This is a genomic window from Alphaproteobacteria bacterium (assembly GCA_030680745.1).
GTDB lineage: Bacteria > Pseudomonadota > Alphaproteobacteria > JAUXUR01 > JAUXUR01 > JAUXUR01.
This window is the reverse complement of sequence record JAUXUR010000079.1, coordinates 36,447-58,681: the sequence shown is the minus strand read 5'-3', so window position 1 is coordinate 58,681 and position 22,235 is coordinate 36,447. Positions and strand designations below refer to the sequence as shown.

General features: G+C 34.1%; 19 protein-coding genes, 1 tRNA gene and 1 other RNA gene. 11 read left to right on the top strand and 10 right to left on the bottom strand.

Annotated elements, in window-relative coordinates; genetic code table 11:
* Nucleotides 1-20: 20 nt before the first annotated feature.
* The 4 genes from Q8L85_10030 to Q8L85_10015 all read right to left on the bottom strand — a co-directional run bounded on the left by Q8L85_10030 (nt 21) and on the right by Q8L85_10015 (nt 3,013).
* Nucleotides 21-1,469, bottom strand: a complete 1,449-nt coding sequence (locus Q8L85_10030) for a TolC family outer membrane protein (GenBank protein MDP1725023.1) — start codon at nt 1,467-1,469, stop codon at nt 21-23.
* A 15-nt stretch (nt 1,470-1,484) separates the two neighbouring features.
* Nucleotides 1,485-1,871 carry a rhodanese-like domain-containing protein gene (locus Q8L85_10025; GenBank protein MDP1725022.1) on the bottom strand — a complete coding sequence of 129 codons (387 nt, stop codon included), beginning with the start codon at nt 1,869-1,871 and terminating at the stop codon, nt 1,485-1,487.
* Between the two features lie 144 nt (nt 1,872-2,015).
* Nucleotides 2,016-2,342, bottom strand: coding sequence for a rhodanese-like domain-containing protein (locus tag Q8L85_10020; GenBank protein MDP1725021.1), 327 nt, complete (start codon nt 2,340-2,342; stop codon nt 2,016-2,018).
* Nucleotides 2,339-3,013, bottom strand: coding sequence for a protein-L-isoaspartate O-methyltransferase (locus Q8L85_10015; protein ID MDP1725020.1), 675 nt, complete (start codon nt 3,011-3,013; stop codon nt 2,339-2,341). Before Q8L85_10015 ends, Q8L85_10020 begins: the two co-directional genes overlap by 4 nt.
* Nucleotides 3,014-3,131: 118 nt before the next feature.
* Here Q8L85_10015 and Q8L85_10010 point away from each other — a divergent pair.
* The 4 genes from Q8L85_10010 (at nt 3,132) to Q8L85_09995 (ending at nt 8,797) form a co-directional block, all read left to right on the top strand.
* Nucleotides 3,132-3,208 (top strand) — tRNA-Pro (locus Q8L85_10010).
* A gap of 144 nt (nt 3,209-3,352) precedes the next feature.
* Nucleotides 3,353-5,161, top strand: coding sequence for an extracellular solute-binding protein (locus Q8L85_10005; protein MDP1725019.1), 1,809 nt, complete (start codon nt 3,353-3,355; stop codon nt 5,159-5,161).
* Nucleotides 5,136-6,974: an extracellular solute-binding protein gene (locus Q8L85_10000; protein ID MDP1725018.1), complete on the top strand. Its 1,839-nt coding sequence runs from the start codon at nt 5,136-5,138 to the stop codon at nt 6,972-6,974. Before Q8L85_10005 ends, Q8L85_10000 begins: the two co-directional genes overlap by 26 nt.
* On the top strand, nt 6,971-8,797 hold the full coding sequence (locus Q8L85_09995) for an extracellular solute-binding protein (GenBank protein ID MDP1725017.1): 1,827 nt from the start codon (nt 6,971-6,973) through the stop codon (nt 8,795-8,797). Before Q8L85_10000 ends, Q8L85_09995 begins: the two co-directional genes overlap by 4 nt.
* A 42-nt stretch (nt 8,798-8,839) precedes the next feature.
* On the opposite strand, the gene Q8L85_09990 is transcribed toward Q8L85_09995, so the two are convergent.
* Entirely contained in the window at nt 8,840-9,322 is a 483-nt protein-coding gene (locus Q8L85_09990; protein MDP1725016.1) for an Lrp/AsnC family transcriptional regulator, read from the bottom strand.
* A 113-nt stretch (nt 9,323-9,435) separates the two neighbouring features.
* On the opposite strand from Q8L85_09990, the gene Q8L85_09985 reads away from it, so the two are divergent.
* The 4 genes from Q8L85_09985 to Q8L85_09970 all read left to right on the top strand — a co-directional run bounded on the left by Q8L85_09985 (nt 9,436) and on the right by Q8L85_09970 (nt 12,610).
* Entirely contained in the window at nt 9,436-10,437 is a 1,002-nt protein-coding gene (locus tag Q8L85_09985; GenBank protein ID MDP1725015.1) for a mitochondrial fission ELM1 family protein, read from the top strand.
* Between the two features lie 102 nt (nt 10,438-10,539).
* Nucleotides 10,540-11,529, top strand: a complete 990-nt coding sequence (trxB, locus tag Q8L85_09980; GenBank protein ID MDP1725014.1) for a thioredoxin-disulfide reductase — start codon at nt 10,540-10,542, stop codon at nt 11,527-11,529.
* 31 nt (nt 11,530-11,560) lie between these two features.
* On the top strand, nt 11,561-11,923 hold the full coding sequence (locus tag Q8L85_09975) for a hypothetical protein (GenBank protein ID MDP1725013.1): 363 nt from the start codon (nt 11,561-11,563) through the stop codon (nt 11,921-11,923).
* Between the two features lie 84 nt (nt 11,924-12,007).
* Nucleotides 12,008-12,610: a CDP-alcohol phosphatidyltransferase family protein gene (locus Q8L85_09970; protein ID MDP1725012.1), complete on the top strand. Its 603-nt coding sequence runs from the start codon at nt 12,008-12,010 to the stop codon at nt 12,608-12,610.
* 5 nt (nt 12,611-12,615) lie between these two features.
* On the opposite strand, the gene Q8L85_09965 is transcribed toward Q8L85_09970, so the two are convergent.
* The 4 genes from Q8L85_09965 to Q8L85_09950 all read right to left on the bottom strand — a co-directional run bounded on the left by Q8L85_09965 (nt 12,616) and on the right by Q8L85_09950 (nt 15,308).
* A complete protein-coding gene (locus tag Q8L85_09965; protein ID MDP1725011.1) occupies nt 12,616-12,879 on the bottom strand; it encodes a type II toxin-antitoxin system RelE/ParE family toxin in 264 nt (87 codons plus the stop codon).
* Nucleotides 12,876-13,097 carry a DUF6290 family protein gene (locus tag Q8L85_09960; protein MDP1725010.1) on the bottom strand — a complete coding sequence of 74 codons (222 nt, stop codon included), beginning with the start codon at nt 13,095-13,097 and terminating at the stop codon, nt 12,876-12,878. The genes Q8L85_09965 and Q8L85_09960 overlap by 4 nt, the downstream gene beginning before the upstream one ends.
* A gap of 85 nt (nt 13,098-13,182) precedes the next feature.
* Nucleotides 13,183-13,866, bottom strand: a complete 684-nt coding sequence (locus Q8L85_09955; protein MDP1725009.1) for a VTT domain-containing protein — start codon at nt 13,864-13,866, stop codon at nt 13,183-13,185.
* Nucleotides 13,866-15,308 (bottom strand): FAD-dependent oxidoreductase, encoded by a 1,443-nt coding sequence (locus Q8L85_09950; GenBank protein ID MDP1725008.1) that lies wholly within the window; start codon nt 15,306-15,308, stop codon nt 13,866-13,868. The genes Q8L85_09955 and Q8L85_09950 overlap by 1 nt, the downstream gene beginning before the upstream one ends.
* A gap of 339 nt (nt 15,309-15,647) precedes the next feature.
* Here Q8L85_09950 and Q8L85_09945 point away from each other — a divergent pair, with 339 nt between their 5' ends.
* The 3 genes from Q8L85_09945 (at nt 15,648) to Q8L85_09935 (ending at nt 21,449) form a co-directional block, all read left to right on the top strand.
* Nucleotides 15,648-16,493 (top strand): hypothetical protein, encoded by an 846-nt coding sequence (locus tag Q8L85_09945; protein ID MDP1725007.1) that lies wholly within the window; start codon nt 15,648-15,650, stop codon nt 16,491-16,493.
* Nucleotides 16,494-16,553: 60 nt separating this feature from the next.
* An RNA gene (gene rnpB / locus Q8L85_09940) (RNase P RNA component class A) lies at nt 16,554-16,943 on the top strand.
* A gap of 231 nt (nt 16,944-17,174) precedes the next feature.
* The gene (locus Q8L85_09935; GenBank protein ID MDP1725006.1) at nt 17,175-21,449 is read left to right on the top strand and encodes a hypothetical protein; all 4,275 of its coding nucleotides are present in this window, start codon (nt 17,175-17,177) and stop codon (nt 21,447-21,449) included.
* A gap of 41 nt (nt 21,450-21,490) precedes the next feature.
* On the opposite strand, the gene Q8L85_09930 is transcribed toward Q8L85_09935, so the two are convergent.
* Nucleotides 21,491-21,976: a hypothetical protein gene (locus Q8L85_09930; protein ID MDP1725005.1), complete on the bottom strand. Its 486-nt coding sequence runs from the start codon at nt 21,974-21,976 to the stop codon at nt 21,491-21,493.
* Between the last annotated feature and the right edge of the window lie 259 nt (nt 21,977-22,235).

The window sequence follows — 22,235 nt, the reverse complement described above, 5'->3', positions numbered from 1 at the left end:
TTGTCCGGCAAATTAAAAAATCACCCCATATCTTTTGACGTTTGTGAATCATTATATCCAAACCATTTCGAACGAACCTCTTCAAAATGTCCGACAGAATCAAAGGGTTGTACCTTTAACCCTAAGAAAGCAACATTCAACCTGCCCATTGCTGGTAAAAGTGAGAAAGCAGCTAAAATTTCATCGCGTTCCGCTTGCACAAGATTTACTTTTGCACGTAAGGCTTCTTTTTCTGCATCAAGTACTTCTAGAACGCTTCGTGCTCCTGCTTTTTGCTCATTAATAACACCATCAAGCGCAATTTCAGATGAGGTCACTTCAGCCTTGCGCGCATCAATTTGTGCTTTTGACGCAACCCATTGATCCCAGCTTTGTTCCGTATGTTCACGCACATCGCGGCGCGCTCTTTCAATCTCATAGCCCTTTTGACTTTGAGTATGACTCGCTTGTCTTATACGCGCTTCAACACTTCCCGAACTATACAAAGGTATTGAAATATTAAGAAAAACACCTGCATTTCTGTTGCGTGCATTCTTAATAAGCTGATTATTCGCTTGCGTTAATTCACCACGTAAACTCAATGTCGGTAATAATTCACCTTTGACTAAACGCACTTCATGACTTGAAGATATTTCGTCTTCGCGTGTTGCTAAAATAAGTGGATTTTCCTTTTCAGCAATATCAAGACAATCCTGAAGCTTAAAGGGAAGTTGTGGTCGTATTTTAGGAAAACGAAACGCATTTGGTACAAAACCAACAATTTTTTCATAATTGCTACGCGCATTTTTAAGATCGCTTTCAGCTTTAATGCGCTCAGCTTTAGCGCCTGCCAATCTAAATTCAGCCTGCGATAAATCTGTTTTCGTCACTTCACCCACATCAAGTCTAATTTTGGTGGCCTCTAAATGTTTAGATAAAACAGATTCCGTCTTATGTTGCAAATCAAGAATTGATTGTGCAGCAACAACATTTAAATGTGCGTGAATAACATCAATAAAAACATCTTGCTCAACAGAATTTAAAACATGTCGTTGTGCGAGAATTGCATGAAAAGCAGCTTTTTTTTGAGCAATCGTTCGCCCGCCGCGATATAAAGGCTGTTCAGCAACAAGCTTACCAGCACGTGATGTAAGCGTACCTGTCGTTGTATACATCCCACGCTTAAATGATCCACCGTTAAAAGATGTAATTTGGTTTGCAAAAGAGGGATCTAATGGCAATTTCCACTGACTCTTTTGAGCAGCAGCCTCACCTTCCAAACGTATTCTGGGACGAAAATTTGCATTTGCTTTAGACAATTCTTCATCAATAACAAAAAGTTTTTGACGTTCTGCCATTAATTTTGGATTCGATACATAAGATTCAACTAAAGCATCCTCTAGTTCAAAATTGTCCATATTTTTTTCAGCAATCGTTTGTGAACCGAATAAAAGTACTGAAAAACAAAAACTGAGTGAAAATCGAAACATTACAAATCCTATTCTTTAATATGCCGTTAACGTTGGATCAATTTCCTTTATCCAAGCTAAAATGCCATCTTTTAAATTAACTGCTTTATCGAACCCATTATTCTTTAAATAATCAAAAGCTTTTTGACTACGTATACCGCTACGACACATAACAATTAACAGAACATCTTTTGGCAAACCATCCACAGCACCCGACAATAATTCATTTAAAGGTATATGCATGATATTATTGAGACAGCAAATCTCAAGTTCTTTTTTTTCACGAACATCTAGTACAAAACAAGGTGTTCCATTGATTAAATATTCATTAAGTGTTGAAACATCAATCGCTTCATCGTTAGCAAAACTTTCAAAAGAAAACAAAGATACCAACAAACAACAAATTCGTGAAAACCGAAACATTGCAAATCCTATAACCATGTAAGCGCCCAGATTATGAGGCAAAGTTTAGAAAGAACGAGAACCGGAACGGAGTGTACTCCTTGTACATGAGTACCGGAAACGCAGTTCTGACGACAAATTTGCCCATAATCTGGATGCGTATTTTTAATATGTCTTCATATTTGGATCAGCTTCACACGCCCAAGCATGAACGCCGCCTTTAACACTAACAGCATTATCGTAGCCCTTATCCCTTAAATGACATACGGCTTGCAAACTACGTCTACCATGATGGCAAAAAACAAACAAAGGTTTATCTTTCGGTAAATCAGCATAATCATCTGATAATATTGATCCTAAGGGTATATGCTTAGCATTTTCAAGACAACAAATATCCAGTTCCCATTTTTCACGTACATCAAGAACAACGCATGGTGTGTTATTATCCAAACAATTTTTTAAATCCGTTACGTTTGTTTCCATATCGATCATAATTTAAATTCCTTTAATTGTTGGAAGCCATGCAATGGTTTGGCATTTACATCAAATAAGTCTCGATGCGCAAAATGTTGACCAATACGTTGATATAATCGTGCAACAGCCTGATGTGCGTTAATCGTTACAATCGCCATCAAACGACCATTTTCAGCCAATTGATTCAAGATATACTCTGGCACAAAGTCTACAGCACCTTCTAAAAAGATCAATGAATAAGGCGCCCCTTTTGGAAATCCATCTTTTAAATGCGCACAATGAAAAATACAATTCAAAATCTCTAATTTTGAAAGCTCTTCTGTAGCATTTGACAAGAATTCTGGTTTTTCATCAATACCTATGACGCTTGACGCTAATTTACCCAATATCGCGGTTGAGTAACCCATCCCACATCCAATATCCAGAACGACATCATCTTCTTGAATCATCGATGCTTGCACAAGACGTGAAAACGTTAAAGGAGACATTAAGAAACGTCCCTCACCTAAGGATAAATCGCTATCAATATATGAAATATTTTGCACTTCCTTTGGTAAAAATTTTTCGCGAGGTGTCGTAAGAATTGCCTCAACAATGCGTTCCTCAACAACTTGATTTGGACGTAACAATCCATGAACCATATTGATTCTGGCTGTATTATGATCGACATATGATTGGACGTGAACCATGATTTCTCCCCTTCAATTTTTAAGACCTCAAAAAAATAACTTAAGGAATTGTTTAAATATTAATTAAAACCCTCTTGCAAAGCAATTGAAAATAATGTAAATCTATAAACACAAAAAACGGGGTGTAGCGCAGCCTGGTAGCGCGCCTGCTTTGGGAGCAGGATGTCGGGGGTTCAAATCCCTCCTCCCCGACCATTATTATATGGTCACCGTTTTGAAAACATTTCCCCTTCAAATACTTCTCGACGTTTAACATAAAATTATAGTATTATGCCGCTATCATTCGCATGATATACTGTTTCGTAATATTAACTTGAGAATTGTGTAACAAATTACAAAATGAACTTTTTTTTTAAATTATTTTATATTGTATGTATTTTTTCGAAACCAGTTTTAGCATCCACTGAACTGACCTCTATATCTCTTTATGGCACCCCAAAATATTCAAATGACTTTAAAAACTTTGATTATGTCACCCCCAATGCACCAAAAGGAGGCGCAATTCGTCTTGCGATTATTAGTGGATTTGATAATTTTAATCCATACCCTATGAATAAGATTACGGCTGAAGGCGTTTACCTAACATATGATAGTTTACTTAAAAGATCACTTGATGAGCCCCTTAGCAGCTATCCCCGCATTGCAAGCACATTCACACTAAGTGATGATGAATCTTGGGTTATATTTAAACTCAATCCTAAAGCTAAATTTCACGACCAAACACCTATCTCAACCAACGATGTCGCTAAAACTTTTGAAGCTATTCAAAAAGCGGGCCCCTTCACTTTTCGTGAAGCATTTAAAGAGATTGATCATATCGATATCATATCAACCCACGAAATCAAATTTACATTCAAAACGCCCAATCAACGCGCACTTGTCTTATTCATTGGATTTCTTCCTATTTTACCAGCAAAAGATCTTGAAAAAAAAGATTTAACCCATTTTGCTACAACGCCTTCACTTGCCAATGGGCCTTACAAGGTAAGTAAATACGAATTCAATAAATTTGTTGAATATGAACGTGTTAAAGATTACTGGGCACAAGATTTACCCTCAGAAAAAGGACATAGCCACTTCGATATCATTCGTTTTGAGTATTTCCGTAATTATCAAGCAGCTTTTGAAGCTTTTAAAGCAGGTACCATCGATCTGTTTCAAGAAGAAGATATTGGCCATTGGCTTAAAAATTATAACTTTCCTGCTGCCAAAAAAGGACATGTCCAATTAAAAGACATCCCCCATCAACGCCCAAACATTTTAGGTTTTGTTTTTAACACAAGGCGCGCCCCTTTTAACGATATAAATGTTCGAAAAGCGTTATCGCTCGCTTTAAATGTTGATAGCCTCAATAAAAATTATTTCCATGATGCCTATGAAACAATACCCAGTTTTTTTGGGAATACAGACCTTGCAGCACCAGACACACCTAGTCTTGATGAAATAAAACTACTTTCTTCTTACAAAGATAAAATTTCCGCCGAACTTCGCAACCATCAATTCAGCCTTCCTCTTTTAAAACATACTGAACATCGACATGATTTAAGTCTAGCCCATGATTTGCTCAAAGAGTCAGGCTTTGAAATTCGCCAAAACAACCTCTATCCAAAAGAATCAAAAAAACCAATAAGCTTTGAAATCTTATTGCAAAACCCACAATATGAAAGACTCGCTTTATCTTTTAAAAAAAGCCTTGAAAAACTTGGCATCACAACCCATGTTCGTGTTGTTGATGCGGCTTTATATCAAAAACGTTTAAATGTTTTTGATTATGACATGATTATTAATAATTGGTCACAATCACTTGCACCACACGCTGAACAAATGCGATATTGGGGATCAAAAGCGGCGATGACACAAGGAAGCGCAAACTACGCTGGCATTCAACACGTTGTTATTGATGACCTTTTAGAAAAATTAATATCTCAAAAAAGTAAAGTTGACCATTTAACAATCACACATGCACTCGACCGCATATTACAAAGTGGTTATTATTTCATCTCGCTTCCTCAAAAAACGCGAGATTTTGTTGCATATTGGAACAAATTTGGGCACCCTAAGTCACAACCTGTGTCAGCCTTCCCTCTTCTTAAGTGGTGGTATACACAGACCTGGTGGCAAAATGAGACGAGTCAAACATTTGAATAAAGTTTTTTTTAAATACGCATTGTTTTTAGGATTTATTGTTTTCTTAAGTTCAACCTTAGACGCCTTTGATGATCAAGGACTTCCTTGGCATCATGCTCTATCCCTTTACAATGAGCCAAAATATCCAGAAAATTTTAAACACTTTGATTATATTAATCCAAACGCCCCCCAAAAAGGCACCTTTGAGTTACGCCTTCCTGGCACATTTGATAGCTTAAACCCTTACATTCTTAAAGGCATCCCGGCAGAAGGACGTTTCTTAACAGCTGAAAGCCTTATGCAAAAATCTGCTGATGAACCTCTTACCATGTATGCCCGAATTGCTGAAAAAATGCAAATCCCTGAAGACAGATCTTGGATAAGATTCAGCTTAAGGCCTGAAGCAAAATTTCATGATAATTCACCTATTACAGCTGAAGATGTTGAGTTTTCCTTTCAGTTAATGAGCACAAAATCACTTCCTAATCTTCGCGCCTTTTATGAAAATATCCATCATGTTGAAATTCTTGGTCCTAGGGATATTGTTTTTTACCTAAAAACGAAAAACAATAGACATATCCCCCTTATGATTGGTTTTATGCCTATTTTATCAAAAAAATACTACACGACTCATGATTTTGATCGTCCTGGTCTTGATATACCCCTTACAAGTGGTCCTTATATTATTACAAAAATTGATCAAGGTAAGAAAATAATCTATAAAAAAAATCCTGATTTTTGGGGTAAAAATCTAGCAATCAATGTTGGACACTACAATTTCGATGAGATTCACTATAATTACATTCGTGACGATGCTGTTTCTTTACAAGCTTTTCAAAAACATGATTATGATTTCCGTGAAGAACCCAACATCATGAAATGGTCACATGAATATAGTTTTCAAGCCGTTAAAGATAAACGCGTTGCTTGTAAATCATTTCCTGTTGCACATACACTCGACATGCATGGTTTAGTCATGAATTTACGAAAAGAAATTTTTGCTGATTATCGCGTTAGACAAGCACTTACTCTTGCGCTTGATTTTGATTGGCTTAATCGTAATTACCTCCATGAGGCCTATCAACGTACAGATAGTTTTTTTGTTGATCCACAAATGATTGCACACTCAACACCAACACCTGAAGAACTTATTATGTTGGAGCCTTTCAAAGATCAATTACCTTCTTTTATTTTTTCAAAACCCGTTGAAGAATTTATCCCAACAGATATGCAAAGATCTCGTGCAGATTTAAATAAAGCAAAAGATTTACTCAAAGAAGCAGGATGGATTATCAAAAACAACGAACTTATACACGAAAAAACAAACAAAAAAATGGAATTTGAAATATTATTAGCACTTCCTTTTTATGAAAAAATTGTACATTCTTATGCGCATAATCTTGCAAAATTGGGCATCAAAGCAAGTATTCGTACGGTTGAATCGACCCAATATGAAAAAAGACTTCAAGACCATGATTTTGGCATGATTATACATTACTGGAATCAATCCTATTATCCTGGTTGTGAACAAAATTTTTATTGGGGCTCAACACAAGCTTCTATAAAAGGCAGTAAAAATTTCGCAGGCATTGCAAATCCTGCTATTGATTATCTGATTAGCAACATTCCTAAAGCACCCAATCTTGAAACTTATCTTGCATCAACACGTGCTTTAGATAGACTTTTACGCGCACATCAATTCGTGATACCGTTATTTCAACCGCGCGAAAATCATTGCGCCTTTTGGGATAAATTTGGATTTCCTGATATATCCCCACCTCACGGATTTAGACATATACGTATGTGGGCATTACATACATGGTGGGAAAAATGACCTTAAAAAAAATTGTACTTCTTTCTGCATTAGCACTTCTTCCAAACCTAGCCTTCGCAGAAGAAGCATCAAACCCAATTGATCCCCTCCCAAAGGTTCATGGCATTTCAATGCATCAAGACCTGAAATATCCAAAGGACTTTAAGTTTTTTGATTATGCCAATCCAAATGCCAAAAAAGGTGGTGATTTGCATTTACGTAATATAGGGACCTTTGATTCTCTTAATCCTTATTTGCTTAAAGGAACACCTTCACCCTACCTAACGGGACGTGTCTATGGGTCGCTTATGAAACGAAATAAGGATGAACCTTTTTCACTTTATGGTTTTATCGCAGAATCTATTCAAGCACCTAAAGACAGAAGCTATATCATTTTCCATATTAACCCCTTAGCAAAATTTGAAGATGGCACTTCTATTAAAGCTGATGACGTCGTTTTTACCTTTAACACGCTTAAAGAAAAAGCAGGTCCCCACATCAAAATGCTTTATAATAAAGCAAAACAAATTGAAAAATTAGGTGATCTTTCCGTCAAACTTATTCTTGATCAAGAAAAATCTGATCGTGAAACTGTTTTACTTTTAGCAATGATGCCAGTTTTATCCAAAAATTTTTTTGATAAACATGTTTTTGAAGAATCCAGCCATATATTCCCTCTTTCATCTGGTCCTTATCGTGTTAAAAGTTTCAATCCAGGCAAAGAAATTGAATATGAACGCGTCAAGGATTTTTGGGCAGAAAACTTACCCTGCATGAAGGGCCAAAATAACTTTGATAATCTGATTGTTACAAGCTATAGAGATGAAAATATAGCCCTTGAAGCCTTTAAAGCTGGTGGATATGACCTTATTCACGAAACAGATTTTGCCAAATGGGAAAAAGATTACGATATACCAGCGATAAAAGAAGGCAAAATCAAAAAAATTGTTATGCCCTTTAAACGTCCGATGGGCATGTTTGGCATTGCCCTTAATATGCGCCGCCCCCCTTTTGATAATCTTAAACTTCGCCAAGGCCTTATTACACTTTTTGACCATAAATGGATGATCGAAAATTACTACAACAATTCCTATGTTCCAACAACGAGCTTTTTTAGTAATTGTGATTTTGAAGCAAAAGGTATTGCCACAGGTAAAGTCAAAGAAATTCTTGAAACCTATAAAGATAAAATACCCCCTTCAGCTTTTGATGCCCCAAAGGTTCAAAATCTTCCTTCACGTGAGCGTTTAAGAAACGCTTTGAAATTATTTGATGAAGCTGGTTGGCAGATCATTGGCAAAAATCTTACCAACATCGAAACAAAAGAAAAGCTGTCTTTTGAAGTGCTTATTGGTTTAAAACCATTGGAAAAAATAGCCTTAGGCTATGCCAATATGCTTCAAAAAGCAGGTATCGACCTTAAAGTGCGTTATGTTGATTCAACCCAGTTTAACAAACGAAAAGATGAATATGATTTTGATTCGCTGATCCATTTATGGGGCGTTATTTACCCCGGCAAAGATTTAAATCATTCTTGGTCAACAGAAGCTGCGGATAAAGAAGGCGCACGTAATTATGCAGGCATTAAAAACCCTGTTATCGATGATTTAATTCAAAAAATTATCGAACAAACCAATTATGATGATTATGTTGCTTATATTCAAAGTCTTGATCGTGTTTTATGGTCTGGTGATTATATTGTACCGCTTCTTTATTGGAACAAAGATCATTTCGCTTATTGGAACAAATTTAAAATCCCTGATGTATTAGATCCCAATCAAGGCAAACTTTCTTATTTGAACCGTGAGGAATGGGCAATTGATTTATGGGAAACGGCAAATTAAGCCCTTCCCTTAACTTCCTGAAGCTGTTCAGTAAAATGAAACCTACTTCAAAATCAAATTAATAGGCGGTCCTGGCAAATTTTTGGATTTTCGAATACATAATGAAGATTTAACATGCGCAACATTAGGTGCTGACGTTAATTGTGTCGTTAAAAATCGTTGATATGAATCCCAATCTTGCGCAATTATTTTAAGTAAAAAATCTGTATCACCCGCAAGCATTTGACACTCACGCACCATATCCCAGTTTTGCACGAGATTTTCAAAAGCGATTAAATCGTTTTCAGCATGAGAATGCAAACGTACTTGCGCAAATATAACGACTGTGAAGCCTAAAGCTTCAGCATTGATATCAGCGTGATAACCTGTTATAAAGCCAGAATCTTCAAGTGTTCGCACACGCCTTAAACAAGGAGGTGCTGAGATTCCTGCACGATCAGCAAGATCAACATTTGTCATTCGTCCGTTATCTTGAAGATCATGTAAAATTTGAAGATCGATTGCATCAATTTTTGTGCGTCGCATTTATTTAACCTTAATTGACCGGTACTCAGCGCAGTAGACTAATATGTAAAAGTTCGTGCGCCTAATGTTTTTTATAATTTTATGTCTTACTAAGACTTGATACGGAGCCTAAAATGTCAACTCAAACCTGTTGGATAATGAGCGATGGACGCCGAGGCATTGAAATTCAATGCTTAGCCCTGGCAGATGCCCTTAACCTTACACCAATTTTAAAAAGGATCAAGCCCTCTTATCCATGGTTTTTTTTACCGCCATCCCTTTGTTTTAAAGCATTATGCTCTGTCAAAAACAATCCTGATCCAATTTCACCACCATGGCCTGATATTTTAATCACATGCGGAAGACAATCAGTTGCAATTTCAGCTGCAATTCGTCAAAAAAGCAATAATAAGACCTTCACTATCCACATTCAAGACCCTAAATTAAATTTAAATAAATTTGATGTGATTGTGGCTCCTTTGCATGACAATCTAAATGCACCTAATGTTATCAATGCGTTAGGTTCTATTCATGGGATTAATCCTGAATTCTTAAAACAAGAAGGACAAAAGTTAAATTATTTAGTTGAAAAACTACCTAAACCACACATAAGTGTTATTATTGGTGGTATCAGTAAACATCATGATTTTAGCGAAAAAGTATTTCAAACATTAATTCAAGATCTTAAAAACCTTCAACAAAAATATGGTGGTAGCCTTCTTTTAACACCATCTCGCAGAACACCTACACATTATATTTCTAAACTAAAAAGTGAACTAACTGACATACCTCATTATTTATGGGAGGGTGTTGATCCAAACCCTTATTTTGGCATGATCGCTCTTTCAGATTTTCTTATTGTCACTTGTGATTCCGTTAATATGGCAACAGAAGCTGCGGCCAGCGGCAAACCCCTTTATATTTATCATTTTGATGAATCGCCGCCTAAATTTCTAGAATTTCATCAATCCTTACGTGATAAAGGCATTTCACGTCGTTTTGAAGGCATTTTAGAAAATTGGCATTACGAACCTTTGCTTGAAATAAATCGAATTGCAGATAGAATAAAAGAGATTTATGAAAAATCCCAGCCTCAAGAAGCTAAAACTGGGATCAAGGTAGAACAACACAAATAATAAGAAGAAGACAATTAGTCTTACAATTATTATACAATATTTATTTTACAATACAAATAAATATTATTTTATTTACTTGAAATTCTTTAAAGGAGAAATAAAATGACAGTAACACACAAAACAAAAGTTCTCATTATTGGCAGCGGCCCCGCAGGATATACAGCGGCAATTTATGCAGCGCGCGCTAACTTAAAACCCATACTAGTGGCTGGTTATGAATCGGGTGGCCAATTAATGTTAACAACAGATGTCGAAAACTACCCAGGTTTTGCAAAACCAATTCAGGGGCCTTGGTTGATGAGTGAAATGCGCGAACAGGTTTTAGCCTTAGGCACCGAACTTCATGATGATTACATTTCATCTGTTGATTTTTCAACACGTCCTTTCAAAGCAATTGGCGAAAGTGGCAAAACCTATATTGGTGAAACAATCATTATTGCCACAGGCGCTCAAGCACGCTGGCTTAATATTGAAAGTGAAGCAACATTTCGCGGTTTTGGTGTTTCAGCTTGCGCAACATGTGATGGCTTTTTCTTTAAAAACAAAGAAGTTGCAATTGTTGGTGGCGGTAATACGGCCGTTGAAGAAGCTATTTACCTAACGAATTTTGCCAGCAAAGTAACACTCATTCACAGACGTGATACGTTACGTTCTGAAAAAATATTACAAGAAAGATTATTCGCCAATCCCAAAATATCCGTGCTTTGGAATCACACTATTGAAGAATTTTTGGGTAATGATTCCCCTAAAGAACTTACTGCACTCAAAGTAAAAAATGTTAACACAAATGAAACATCCATCTTAAATGTCTCGGGCACCTTTATTGCCATCGGGCATGATCCTGCGACAAAATTATTTAAAGATAAAATTGAAATGGATCATGAAAACTATATTGTAACAAAACCTGATTCTACTGCAACAAACATACAAGGAGTATTTGCAGCAGGTGATGTTAAGGATAAAATATTTAGACAAGCAGTTACTGCTGCAGGCATGGGTTGTATGGCAGCACTTGAAGCCGATAAGTTCTTATCACATGAAGTTGAATCGCGAGAGACAAAAACAAAAAACTATGTTAATATTCAGCAATAAATCAAACGTGGTTTTTATTTGGAGGAATCAAATGAAAAATATCTCTCTTTTAGCAACTTTACTTCTTCTCTCTGCTGGCACTGTTACAGCAAATGATGAACATGCAGCAACACCTGCACATGAAGCTGCAGCGCCAGTAGTAGTAGCACCTGCTCATGAACATAAAGCAGATGAGCACAAAACTGGTGACCATCATAAAAAACACCATAAAGATAAACACCATAAAAAACATCATGAAGGCCATCACAAAGAAGGTCATCATAAAGGCGAACATCATGAAGGCCATCACAAAAAAGGTCATCATAAAGGTGAACACCATAAAACAAAACATCATAAAAGTGCAGAGCATAAAGCAGCTGCACCTGCTCATGAAGCCCCAAAAGCTGCTGAGTAATTTTTACTAAACTTTCCCGCTAAGACTACTTAAGAATAATCTCGGCGGGAATTGTCTTTCTAATTTTTCAACAATTCATTTAAAATGTTTGATCCTTATATCCGCCCCCTCATTGATCCGCCTTTAAATCATATAGCTAAAAAAATTGCTAAGCACAATATTGATGCAAATTTTATCACGCTCATTGGCTTTTTTTTTGGATTAAGCGCGATCGTATTTATTTACATTGAAAATTATTACACAGCTGCTTTTTTTATAGCTTTAAACAGACTTTTTGATGGTTTAGATGGTGCTGTAGCGCGTCAAAATACGCTCACAGATTTTGGTGGTTTTCTTGATATTGTATGCGATTTTATTATATATGCGGGCATTGTTTTTGCTTTTGCCTTACTCAATGATGGCAACCAATTACCCGCTGCTTTTTTGATTTTCAGCTTTATTGGTCCCATCACGTCATTTTTGGCTTATGCTATTATTGCTGCCAAAAAAGATATAAATACCCAAAAACGAGGTAAAAAATCATTTTATCATTTGGGTGGTATTTGCGAAGGCACTGAAACTGCTTTTGCACTTATGTTGATGTGCCTTATGCCCTCTTATTTTGCTGAAATTTGCTATATTTATGGTTTTTTATGCTGGTTAACAACGATTGGGCGTATTTATTGCGCTTGGGTTGACTTTAAATAATAACTTTATTCGTAGACTTCCTTACGATGCTTAATAGCGACAATAACTACACTCATTGCTTCTGACTCAATACGATAAACAATACGATAATCGCTCACGCGCAATCGTCTATGCCCCTTAAGACTATAACGCAAAGGCTTACCAAAACCAATCGGATCAACCATTAAACGTTCCTCAATAGCACGTTTAATAAGCGCCTTCAAACTGGGCGGAAGAAGAGGAATATGTTTACGAACAACTTCTTCCAAATAACGAATTTGATATTTCATTTCCATGCATCATCATGGCCAATAGTTTTAAGACCTTCCTTATCAAGCTGTTCAGCGACCTTAGATAAATACAAATCCTCACGCATTTCTAACGCTTCAAGAGTCAATTCACGCACAAGACTCGCGACCGACTTATGCTCTTGATGTGCTAATGATACAAGGAGTCCGGCGGTTGCTTCTTCAAAAGTAACATTGATCCTTGGATTTTTAGTTGGCATAATCGATTACCTCTTTAATAATAGCCTTTCGATAAGTGCAACACTTTTACATCTCTGCGTCAAGATATACAGCATATCACAAATGCTAAACTTTATTCTTTTTATAATATTTATAAACAACTGGCAATAATGCCAAAACACCTAATCCAATTAATGCCAACAAAATTTTGGGTTCCAATAAAACATTTACTGAAAATTCTTCTTTTTGAAGAACATCATGCAGCCCAACCCCAATAGAAACATATACAAAAGAACCCGGTATTATTCCAAAAAAGGTACCCAAGATAAAAGTGCGCAAAGGAATTTGCAAAATCGCTGCAACCAAATTAATCGCAACAAATGGAAAAATGGGAATAAGTCGTAATGTCAGCAAATAATATGTTGCATTTTCTTTAAATCCTTTTTGCATTTTTTGAACCCAAGGCCCTGCTTTTTCTTTAACAAGATCCTGAGAAGCAAGCTTCGTACCTAAAAATAAAATAGTTGCACCAATGGTTGCTGCAGATACCACAAGAAAAGTGCCTAATATTTGGTTGAAAAAAAAACCACCCACCAAAGTCATAAAAGTTGCACCTGGAATCGATAAAGCAACAACCAAAATATATAAACCTGCAAAAATGAAGATAGAAATAATTTTATTATTTAAAACAAATAATTCAAGCGCTTGTTGGTGTTCTTTTAAAACTGTAAAACTAAAATAATCGCGTAAGCCTGAAAACCATACAATGATTGCCAGAATTACAATCAACACTAAAGGCAGATATTTCATCACCTCGTCACCCACATTAAAAATCTAACAATTTTTTTGGTAAAAGGTGAAAAGATTTTATCTTTATAAAAACTGCCTGCTAATTGTTTATGGATATCACTTAAAGTTGGATAAGGTACAATTGTATCGACAATCGTTCCAATTTTAAGATTATTTTGTATTGCCATCACCCAAGGCATAATTAATTCACCTGCACTTACGCCTAAAATCGTAGCGCCCAGAATATGACCTTTTGGTGTTACAAACACTTTAATCAACCCTTCCGTTCGTCTTTCTGCTTGCGCCCGATCATTCTGTGCAAATGACATTTCTAATACTTTGTATGACTTTTGCTGTTTTATCAAATCAGATTCAAGCGCACCTATATGCGCAAGTTCTGGATCTGTATATGTCACCCAAGGAATAGCCCGTGTTTCAACTTTTTTACACAATTTAAAAATCGTATTTCTAATCACAATACCCGCATGATAACCCGCCACATGCGTAAATTGATACCCCCCTATACAATCACCAATCGCATAAACACGTTTATTTGTTGTGCGAAGATATGCATCAACAACAATGCCCTGTGGTGAGGCATTAATTTTTGCAGCAGCTAAATTCAACGCACCAATATTAGGTCTTCGCCCTGTTGCTACAAGCACGTGCGACGCTTGAAGTTCAACCATATTATTATCAGCATCGTTATAAGAAAAATATATCGTATTATCTTTCGATATAATTGAATTTATTATGACATACTCTTTAATCTCAATACCTTCTTGAATCAATATCTCTTTCAATTTTGATGTCATCTGCGGATCATCTTTAGGCAAAGCTACAAAAGCTTCTAACACTGTTACCCTAGAACCAAGTCGAATAAAAGCCTGCGCCATCTCTATACCGATGGGCCCTCCCCCAATGATCACAAGATACTCCGGCAATACATCCAAATCAAAAATTGTTTCATTGGTTAAATAAGGAATAGATGACAATCCTGAAATGGGTGGCACAAAAGGAATAGAACCCGTCGCTACAATAAATCGTTTTGCTTGAATCAAATAATGATCCGTTGCTAATGTATCCTGATCTACAAAGATTCCTTTTTCTTGAACAACGTTAACGCCTAAAGATTCAAAACGTTCGACGGAATCATGGGGTGCAATATTAGCAATAATTTTCTGGATATGCGCGTGTACTTTCTTAAAATCTACGCTAAGTTTATCAGCTTTTAATCCAAAAACTGTTGCTTCTTGAAAATGATGTTGCATTTTGGCGGCTGCTAGTAAAGCCTTGGAAGGTACACAGCCATAATTCAAACAATCCCCGCCCATTTTTCCTGATTCAACAAGAATAACAGAAGCACCCATTTGGACTGCGCCTGCGGCAAAAGACAAACCACCCGAACCCGCACCTATTACACAAAAATCACTTTTAAGAATTTTCTTTTCTATTGGGCCCATCAACACCTCGTTAAAAATGATAACAATATATCCATCATTTCATTTTCAAACCAACCCATCAAGACAGAACATTTGCTCCTGCAGCACATATCTAATTAAAAAAACTTAATTAAATCAACCTATTATTTTAATTGCAATCACATAAACATTGTATTAAAGTAAGCCGCATTATCTTTTTTGACAAAAAAGTATATAAATACAGCATGTTACATTTTTTTAAGTATCAAAACACTACATAAAATGTAGTTTTTGAAAACGAACAAAAACAATGATGTATTAATGTCAAAATAAAGATCAATCAACACAACAAAATATAAAAATTATTACGAAAGATAAGAAATGAAAAAAATCTTCTCCATAGCTTTATGCATCATATTAAATTCTCAAATAATAAATGCAGCAAAAAAAAGAGACATAAGCACACTAGAAAACGAACAAGAAAACATTGAACGTGAAAAAAAAATACAAAAAACTCAAAACATTAATGAAACAATTAAAATTAAAAATATTCAACATTTTTTTGAAGAAATAAAAAAACTGTCATTAAATTTTAAAAAAACACTTTTTATATTTGATTTAGATGGCGTCATTACAAATCGATCACACCCAAACAGAAGATCAAAAATCAAACCAAGAGGCTCTATAATAGACTTAATTGCAATTCTTCATGAAGTAGGTTCACATATTATTGTGTCAAGTGCCTGGAAAGGCTTTGATGAAACCCTTCAAAGAGTAAACGGCTTAAATTTAGGTGAAATTCTTAATTTAAATCAAACACATATCGTAAGTGATCCAAATTTAGAGACTAAATATTATCAAAATGGTAACCTTATTTCTGTACGTTACAACAGCAACTTAAATCAAGAATATTTTCCTCAAAAAGCACTTTCGGCCCATTATGCCTACCCTAATATTATATTCGAAAATGTTTTCTTCATCGAAGATACAAAAAGTAACATTCCTATTTTCCAAAACGACATAAAAGATATGCCCTATGCTAAAAATGCCCACATCCACCTTTTTTGTTTATCAAAAATAAATGGCGCTGATAAACCAGAAGATATTATTTCTTCTGAAGATCTAGAATCATTTAAAGCATTTTGTTTACCTAAAAAAACAGAATATTCAATATATGATGATGCCACAAACGAAAACCAAGAAAATAACCCAATTAACGTTAATTAATATTATTAGACACAAAATAATCTATTGACATTATTGGGTTAAAAGCATAACTACAATAGACCAGAAGATTGGATGGCTGCTCTTGAAACTCAAGAGAGGAAAGTCCGGGCTCCATGGAATGAAGATGCCGGATAATGCCCGGCGGGGGATAAAACCCTTAGGGAAAGTGCCACAGAAAACAAACCGCCTATTTGATGTCCTCGGATATCATGCAAGGTAAGGGTGAAAAGGCGAGGTAAGAGCTCACCGCGATGCTTGTAAAAGGATCGGCATGGTAAACCCCATCTGGAGCAAGACCAAATAGAGAGAGCATGATTCAAGCAATTGATCAGGCGTATTCCACGCTGTTCTCTGGGTAGGTTGCACGAGATGTTTGGTAACAAGCATCCAAGATGAATAGTCGTCACCTTGTAAAAGGTACAGAACCCGGCTTATAGATCTTCTGGTTTAATTCAACAATTCACTTTACCTTCTTATATCATTTAAATTTTAAATATAATTGATTAAAACAACCTATTAAAAAAAATACAATTTCTGTTATTTCTCAACAAGTTAAAAACAAACGCCATGTATATTTGGCTATATTAAAATAATAAAACTTATTATAATTATTTACTTGTTTTTTTATTTATGTTACCTTGTTTCAAATAATTTTTTAAATATTATAATTGGAGTAAAGTAATGAAGAAAATATTTGCTTGTTTATCATTGTGTTATGCTTTTGTTTCTTGTTCATTATCAGCAAACCCTGTAAACAATTCAAACAAAACACTTGGAAAGCGTCAACAAAATATTACTGAAAATAGTAAAAATAAAAAAGTTGTAAATTTAAAAAATATATTTATAGAAGAAGTTAACAGCGAAACAGATTTAGAAGATTTTTTTAAAACTTACGACAAAGAGGAAATATTTAAAGTAGCAGAATCATTACTTTTAGATATAGATCATGCCAATTATACGCAGTCATTTCTAATTAATATTACAAATAATGCTGATTTAAACTTAGATTCGAAATTAAAAGCCGCCAACACACTTTGGACTAGTAATTACGTAGATTTTTTAAGCCAGCAACACATTCATAAAACAGCTGCAATAAGCGCATATGGTGAAATTACAATTTTTTTAATTCAAAAAAAAGATATAAGCTTTTACCCTATATTAAATTGGTTGTTAAACACATCTGTCGCTAATTATGACAACGTTTTTAAAACATTATGTAGAATCCACTATTTTTTTAACGCTTCAATTAAAGAAAACAACTGGATGGATGAATATGGAAATAATTTATTCGAACGCACAAATGCATATTTATCTATTAATAAAATCAAAAATAGAAATTGGACACCTTTAGATTACTCAAATACAAACAACTTCATTCTAAAAATAAAAAATAAAGTTAATCTTAATATGTTGTTTGAACAATATCAAAAGATTGCGCACCAAGACTGGACAGGAAAAGAATGTCTAAATCTTCTTATAGCTATCGCCAACATTAAACAATCAGGATGGAATGATGTATTGGATACAACAAAGAAACTCATCCATCCTAATTGGCCTAGCAACGATATTAATAAATTAATTGTTAATATATCTAAGATTGATATCAATGAAGATTTTAATACCCTAAGTGCTCAAATTAAAACCATTCTACCTGCGGAATACTCAGCAGAAGATTGTGTAAACTTAATTAATAAAATTAAATCTATACAACCAGATAGACGTGAAAACGTTGTTACCGTCATAAAATCACTTTTACAACCAGATTGGCCATGCGATGATATTAATAAATTGATTGACCATATAGCTAGAATTAATATCGATGAAGATCTTAATGCCCTAAGTGCTTACGCTACAAGTATGCTATCTACAAAATACTCGGCAAAAGACTGTATACACTTAATTTGGGCCGTTAAAAACATAGAAGCAGAGAAACGTGAAAATGTTATTAACATCGTAAAATCACTTTTGCAAGCAGATTGGTCTAGCGAAAATATTTATGAATTAATTCATAATATCGACAAAATTAATATCGATGAATATGTTAATACCATAAGCGCCCACGTTACAAATATTCTACCTGCGAAATACTCAAAAGAAGATTGCGTAAAATTAATTAACGCAGTTGGAAAGATAAAATCGTCAGGACGAGAGAATATTATCAATGTCGTAAAATCACTTTTACAACCAGATTGGTCTATTGAAGAATTAATAGAATTAATTGGTGTAGTAACAGATTTCCCAACAGATGAAGACTTCAATACATTAATTGATTGTTTTAAAAAGATTGAATTTGAAAAATATTCACTTAACGAATGTAAAAGACTAATAAAAGAAATTCAGAACATTGAAAAGGAATATAGAGAGAAATTAATTGATTTCGTAAAAAAGATCGCCGAACCTGATTGGAACATTTGGGAATATATCCAATATATACGTAATGCAAAGTATGATACCAATTATACTTTTTTAAATTTTTATTTACCATTATTGGAAAAAATTAAAAAATCAAATAAATTTAATGAAAATACAAAATATTCACAAGAAGATATATATTTACTAGAAAACATTAAAGATGAAATCACTCAAGAAAATTTCGATTTATATATTGAAATAACAAATGATTTATTATCAGAAAATAATTTATTATCTGGTAGTTTTCTTACAACTTTTTTACTCATTTCTGCACTCCAACCTGAAACTAACAACGACATACAAAAAATTAAATTTTGGAGCAAACTCATAAAATCTTATTCAAATCCTAACTTTTTATCAAATTTTAAAAAAGCATTAACAATAAAAGAAGAAAAACTAAATATTATAAACGAATACAAAAATGAAATTGCATTAGGAGAGTGTAATGCAAATGAAAAAGTAGAATTGTTTTCAGAAATTTCTAAAATTAACAACAATGATGATATCATATATCTAATTTCTTGTTTTAATAAAAACAAAAATATAAATTATTATGGTAAAAAAAGCTTAATTTCCATTTTTATTAAAATCGGTATTGATAAATGGAAGATTCTTGATAACAACGCAAACAAAATTGTTTCACATTTTTCAAATTTACACCCAAATAATGATATTTCTAATTATGGGAACCTATATTGCGATTTAATAAACTTTTTTATAAATATTGATGAAGACAAATTTGAAAATATAATCAGCGAAACAAATGATATTATTTCTCAAAAAGAAAATTTACATTACTCTCATATCTGCCCTATCGCTACTTTTATTTCAAAAATAAAAAACAAAGAAATAATTTCAGATATATGGAATTCTATAAAAGATCTTAACCCAATGGACTTGAAACCTTTTGAGAAAATAATAAAATATTTTCCAAAAGATTATGATTTTTATGTCAAAAAATATATTACCTACTATAAGAAAGGTGAAGGATATGAAGATCAAGACAATGATTGGGATAAATTCATTTGTATATACAAGTTTGATAGAAAAAAATTTTTATATTTTATTGACACTCTTTTAATATTTCCTGAAGAAAAACATATGGATATTGCAAATCTTATTTTTTCACCAAATATTGGACTAAAAAAAATATTAAATGATGACGGTGAAGATGAAGATGATGAGCGTATTTATATTTCTGAAAATTTATTAAACATTTATCAAAACACACAAGAAAAAGATTTTTTTATCAACCAAATGGAAGATGCTTTAAAATCAGATAATAAACAAGCAGCAAAATATGTTTCTTATTTTATTAGTAATAACTATGAAGAGCTTTATCTTATTGAAGATAATGCGCTTGTTCAATTGGCAATTCGTGTTGAAATACTTTTGAATGAATCAAATGATCCAAAAAGTCCTTATAAAATTCATGGAGATTTACTCAAAAAAAGAGAAGAACATATTGATTTCTATAATTTAACATCTTGGCAATTTTTTCCAGATAAAAATAGTGACAGCATTAAACACAAGATTGCTTTAAACCCAACATTTTTTAGAAAACTCTCTCAAAATCAAATTGATTTTGATTCAGTGCCTAATATTCATCCTCAATTAATAAATATAATGTTAGGAACAATAGAAACACGTATTGCTCTAAACCCTATACTAAATAATGTAATACAATCTGAAGGACTTCCTTCTTTTGGTGGTATTAAATTAACAACCTTAGGTCAAGATGACGATGGATATTTACTAAAACTTTTAACCCAACCCAAAGAGCATAGGATAGCAGCACAATTTAAATGCATCCTACATTATTTAACAACACTAAATGCTGATGCTACAGCAGAGACTTTATCTACCCAAGAATGGGCTATTTTAAGCACCCTTAGCTCTATTCTTGAATGCAGCACAGGTCGTGATGCTGGCATTGTTAATATCTATGCATTACTACCACACCAATATAAACTTAAAACTCTTATCCCTATAGATGTAGAGGATCAAGATTATTTAGACGCCCAAGAAATAGGCGGGATTAAAAAAACCGCTCCAAACTTATACCCCTTTTTAGAAGATACAATTCAGGATATTATTGACCCACTATTTACTGCTGTTAGTCCATTATTACAGGAATTGTGTGGTGAAGCTGATATTATAGAGGCTGTCCACCAAGGCCTTTATTTAAGAAACTTAATTGGTGATTTAGTTGGATCACGCCATAAGATAAAATTTGATATGAATGCAGGCTTATATTACGAACAATTACTTGCCTATAATCGCCAAGAAGCGCTTGATATTTTTTATAAATATGCGGATTTAAATCTTAAAACCCTTATTTCTATCACGCGTTCAAAAATCAATGAATTTATGGATCAAGGAAAGAATTTGATAATCTATAACGAATTACGGACATTACTTGACAATCATATTAACGGCTCGATTGAATTAGATGAAGAAGATAGACCTTCTATTACTGATGAAGGGACTGTAAACTTGCTTATTCTTATCGGTGCTCTTAACGAAAATAATAGATTGTTTTAATAATTCCCAATCCACGGGACAAGTCCCGTGGAGTTTACAATCTAGCGCCGAGGACTGGAATGACTTGTGCCAGCGCTAGAGGAACTGGACGATGAAGATCTGGACGATGAAGATGATGAAGGTTCAAATTTTGAATCATGGACGAGTTTAACATTAAATTTCTTCTCAGCCGCCATACATTGACCACGGATGAGTACGAGTTTATTCCCTACGTCTCGAATTTTGCCTGGGGCATCTGTGTAGTAATCTGCGCCCATTCCACCAGATTCTTTTGTATTTAAAATGTCTGGATGATTCGGGAAATAATTTTTTATCATGGCCACATTGTCGAGGTTTTGTAAATTCTTTACGGCTGCTCGTATTTGAAGGAAATGTTTATATTCCTCGCTAAATTTTTGGCATTTTGCAATTGTTATTTCTTTGCTATCTGCGTCATTAGGTGTAATTTCTGGATAATTGGGTTCGGAAAAAAGTGGTGTTGAAAACATCGCGAATATAATTATTAGATAAGTGTTTGTTTTTTTCATTATTGCCTCCAAGATTTTAAGTTTAACTTTATTTTCAATTTTTTTTAATCATTTGTCAAATAAGTAAAAAGATTAATTTTATAAAATAGTTCTATACCCAAATGATTTGGAAATATCGATTTTTAGGCATGAGATTTGAGGTGATTTTTGCTACCGAAAATTTCGACAGATAATTGTTTTACCTTAGAAATTTTTGGTTCAAAAAACGACCAAAGGTCATCGGCTAAAAACGGTAGTTTTAGATTATTTGGGTATATCC

Excerpts from the sequence above, each read along its gene's own strand:
- Q8L85_10030 (MDP1725023.1), bottom strand. The coding sequence starts at position 1,469 with ATGTTTCGATTTTCACTCAGTTTTTGTTTTTCAGTACTTTTATTCGGT.
- Q8L85_09945 (MDP1725007.1), top strand. The coding sequence starts at position 15,648 with ATGAAAAAAATCTTCTCCATAGCTTTATGCATCATATTAAATTCTCAA.
- Q8L85_10005 (MDP1725019.1), top strand. The coding sequence starts at position 3,353 with ATGAACTTTTTTTTTAAATTATTTTATATTGTATGTATTTTTTCGAAA.
- Q8L85_09960 (MDP1725010.1), bottom strand. The coding sequence starts at position 13,097 with ATGCCAACTAAAAATCCAAGGATCAATGTTACTTTTGAAGAAGCAACC.
- Q8L85_09930 (MDP1725005.1), bottom strand. The coding sequence starts at position 21,976 with ATGAAAAAAACAAACACTTATCTAATAATTATATTCGCGATGTTTTCA.
- Q8L85_09985 (MDP1725015.1), top strand. The coding sequence starts at position 9,436 with ATGTCAACTCAAACCTGTTGGATAATGAGCGATGGACGCCGAGGCATT.
- Q8L85_09990 (MDP1725016.1), bottom strand. The coding sequence starts at position 9,322 with ATGCGACGCACAAAAATTGATGCAATCGATCTTCAAATTTTACATGAT.
- Q8L85_09995 (MDP1725017.1), top strand. The coding sequence starts at position 6,971 with ATGACCTTAAAAAAAATTGTACTTCTTTCTGCATTAGCACTTCTTCCA.
- Q8L85_10015 (MDP1725020.1), bottom strand. The coding sequence starts at position 3,013 with ATGGTTCACGTCCAATCATATGTCGATCATAATACAGCCAGAATCAAT.
- Q8L85_09935 (MDP1725006.1), top strand. The coding sequence starts at position 17,175 with ATGAAGAAAATATTTGCTTGTTTATCATTGTGTTATGCTTTTGTTTCT.
- Q8L85_09965 (MDP1725011.1), bottom strand. The coding sequence starts at position 12,879 with ATGAAATATCAAATTCGTTATTTGGAAGAAGTTGTTCGTAAACATATT.
- Q8L85_09975 (MDP1725013.1), top strand. The coding sequence starts at position 11,561 with ATGAAAAATATCTCTCTTTTAGCAACTTTACTTCTTCTCTCTGCTGGC.
- Q8L85_09970 (MDP1725012.1), top strand. The coding sequence starts at position 12,008 with ATGTTTGATCCTTATATCCGCCCCCTCATTGATCCGCCTTTAAATCAT.
- Q8L85_10020 (MDP1725021.1), bottom strand. The coding sequence starts at position 2,342 with ATGATCGATATGGAAACAAACGTAACGGATTTAAAAAATTGTTTGGAT.
- Q8L85_09950 (MDP1725008.1), bottom strand. The coding sequence starts at position 15,308 with ATGGGCCCAATAGAAAAGAAAATTCTTAAAAGTGATTTTTGTGTAATA.
- Q8L85_09955 (MDP1725009.1), bottom strand. The coding sequence starts at position 13,866 with ATGAAATATCTGCCTTTAGTGTTGATTGTAATTCTGGCAATCATTGTA.
- trxB (MDP1725014.1), top strand. The coding sequence starts at position 10,540 with ATGACAGTAACACACAAAACAAAAGTTCTCATTATTGGCAGCGGCCCC.
- Q8L85_10025 (MDP1725022.1), bottom strand. The coding sequence starts at position 1,871 with ATGTTTCGGTTTTCACGAATTTGTTGTTTGTTGGTATCTTTGTTTTCT.
- Q8L85_10000 (MDP1725018.1), top strand. The coding sequence starts at position 5,136 with ATGAGACGAGTCAAACATTTGAATAAAGTTTTTTTTAAATACGCATTG.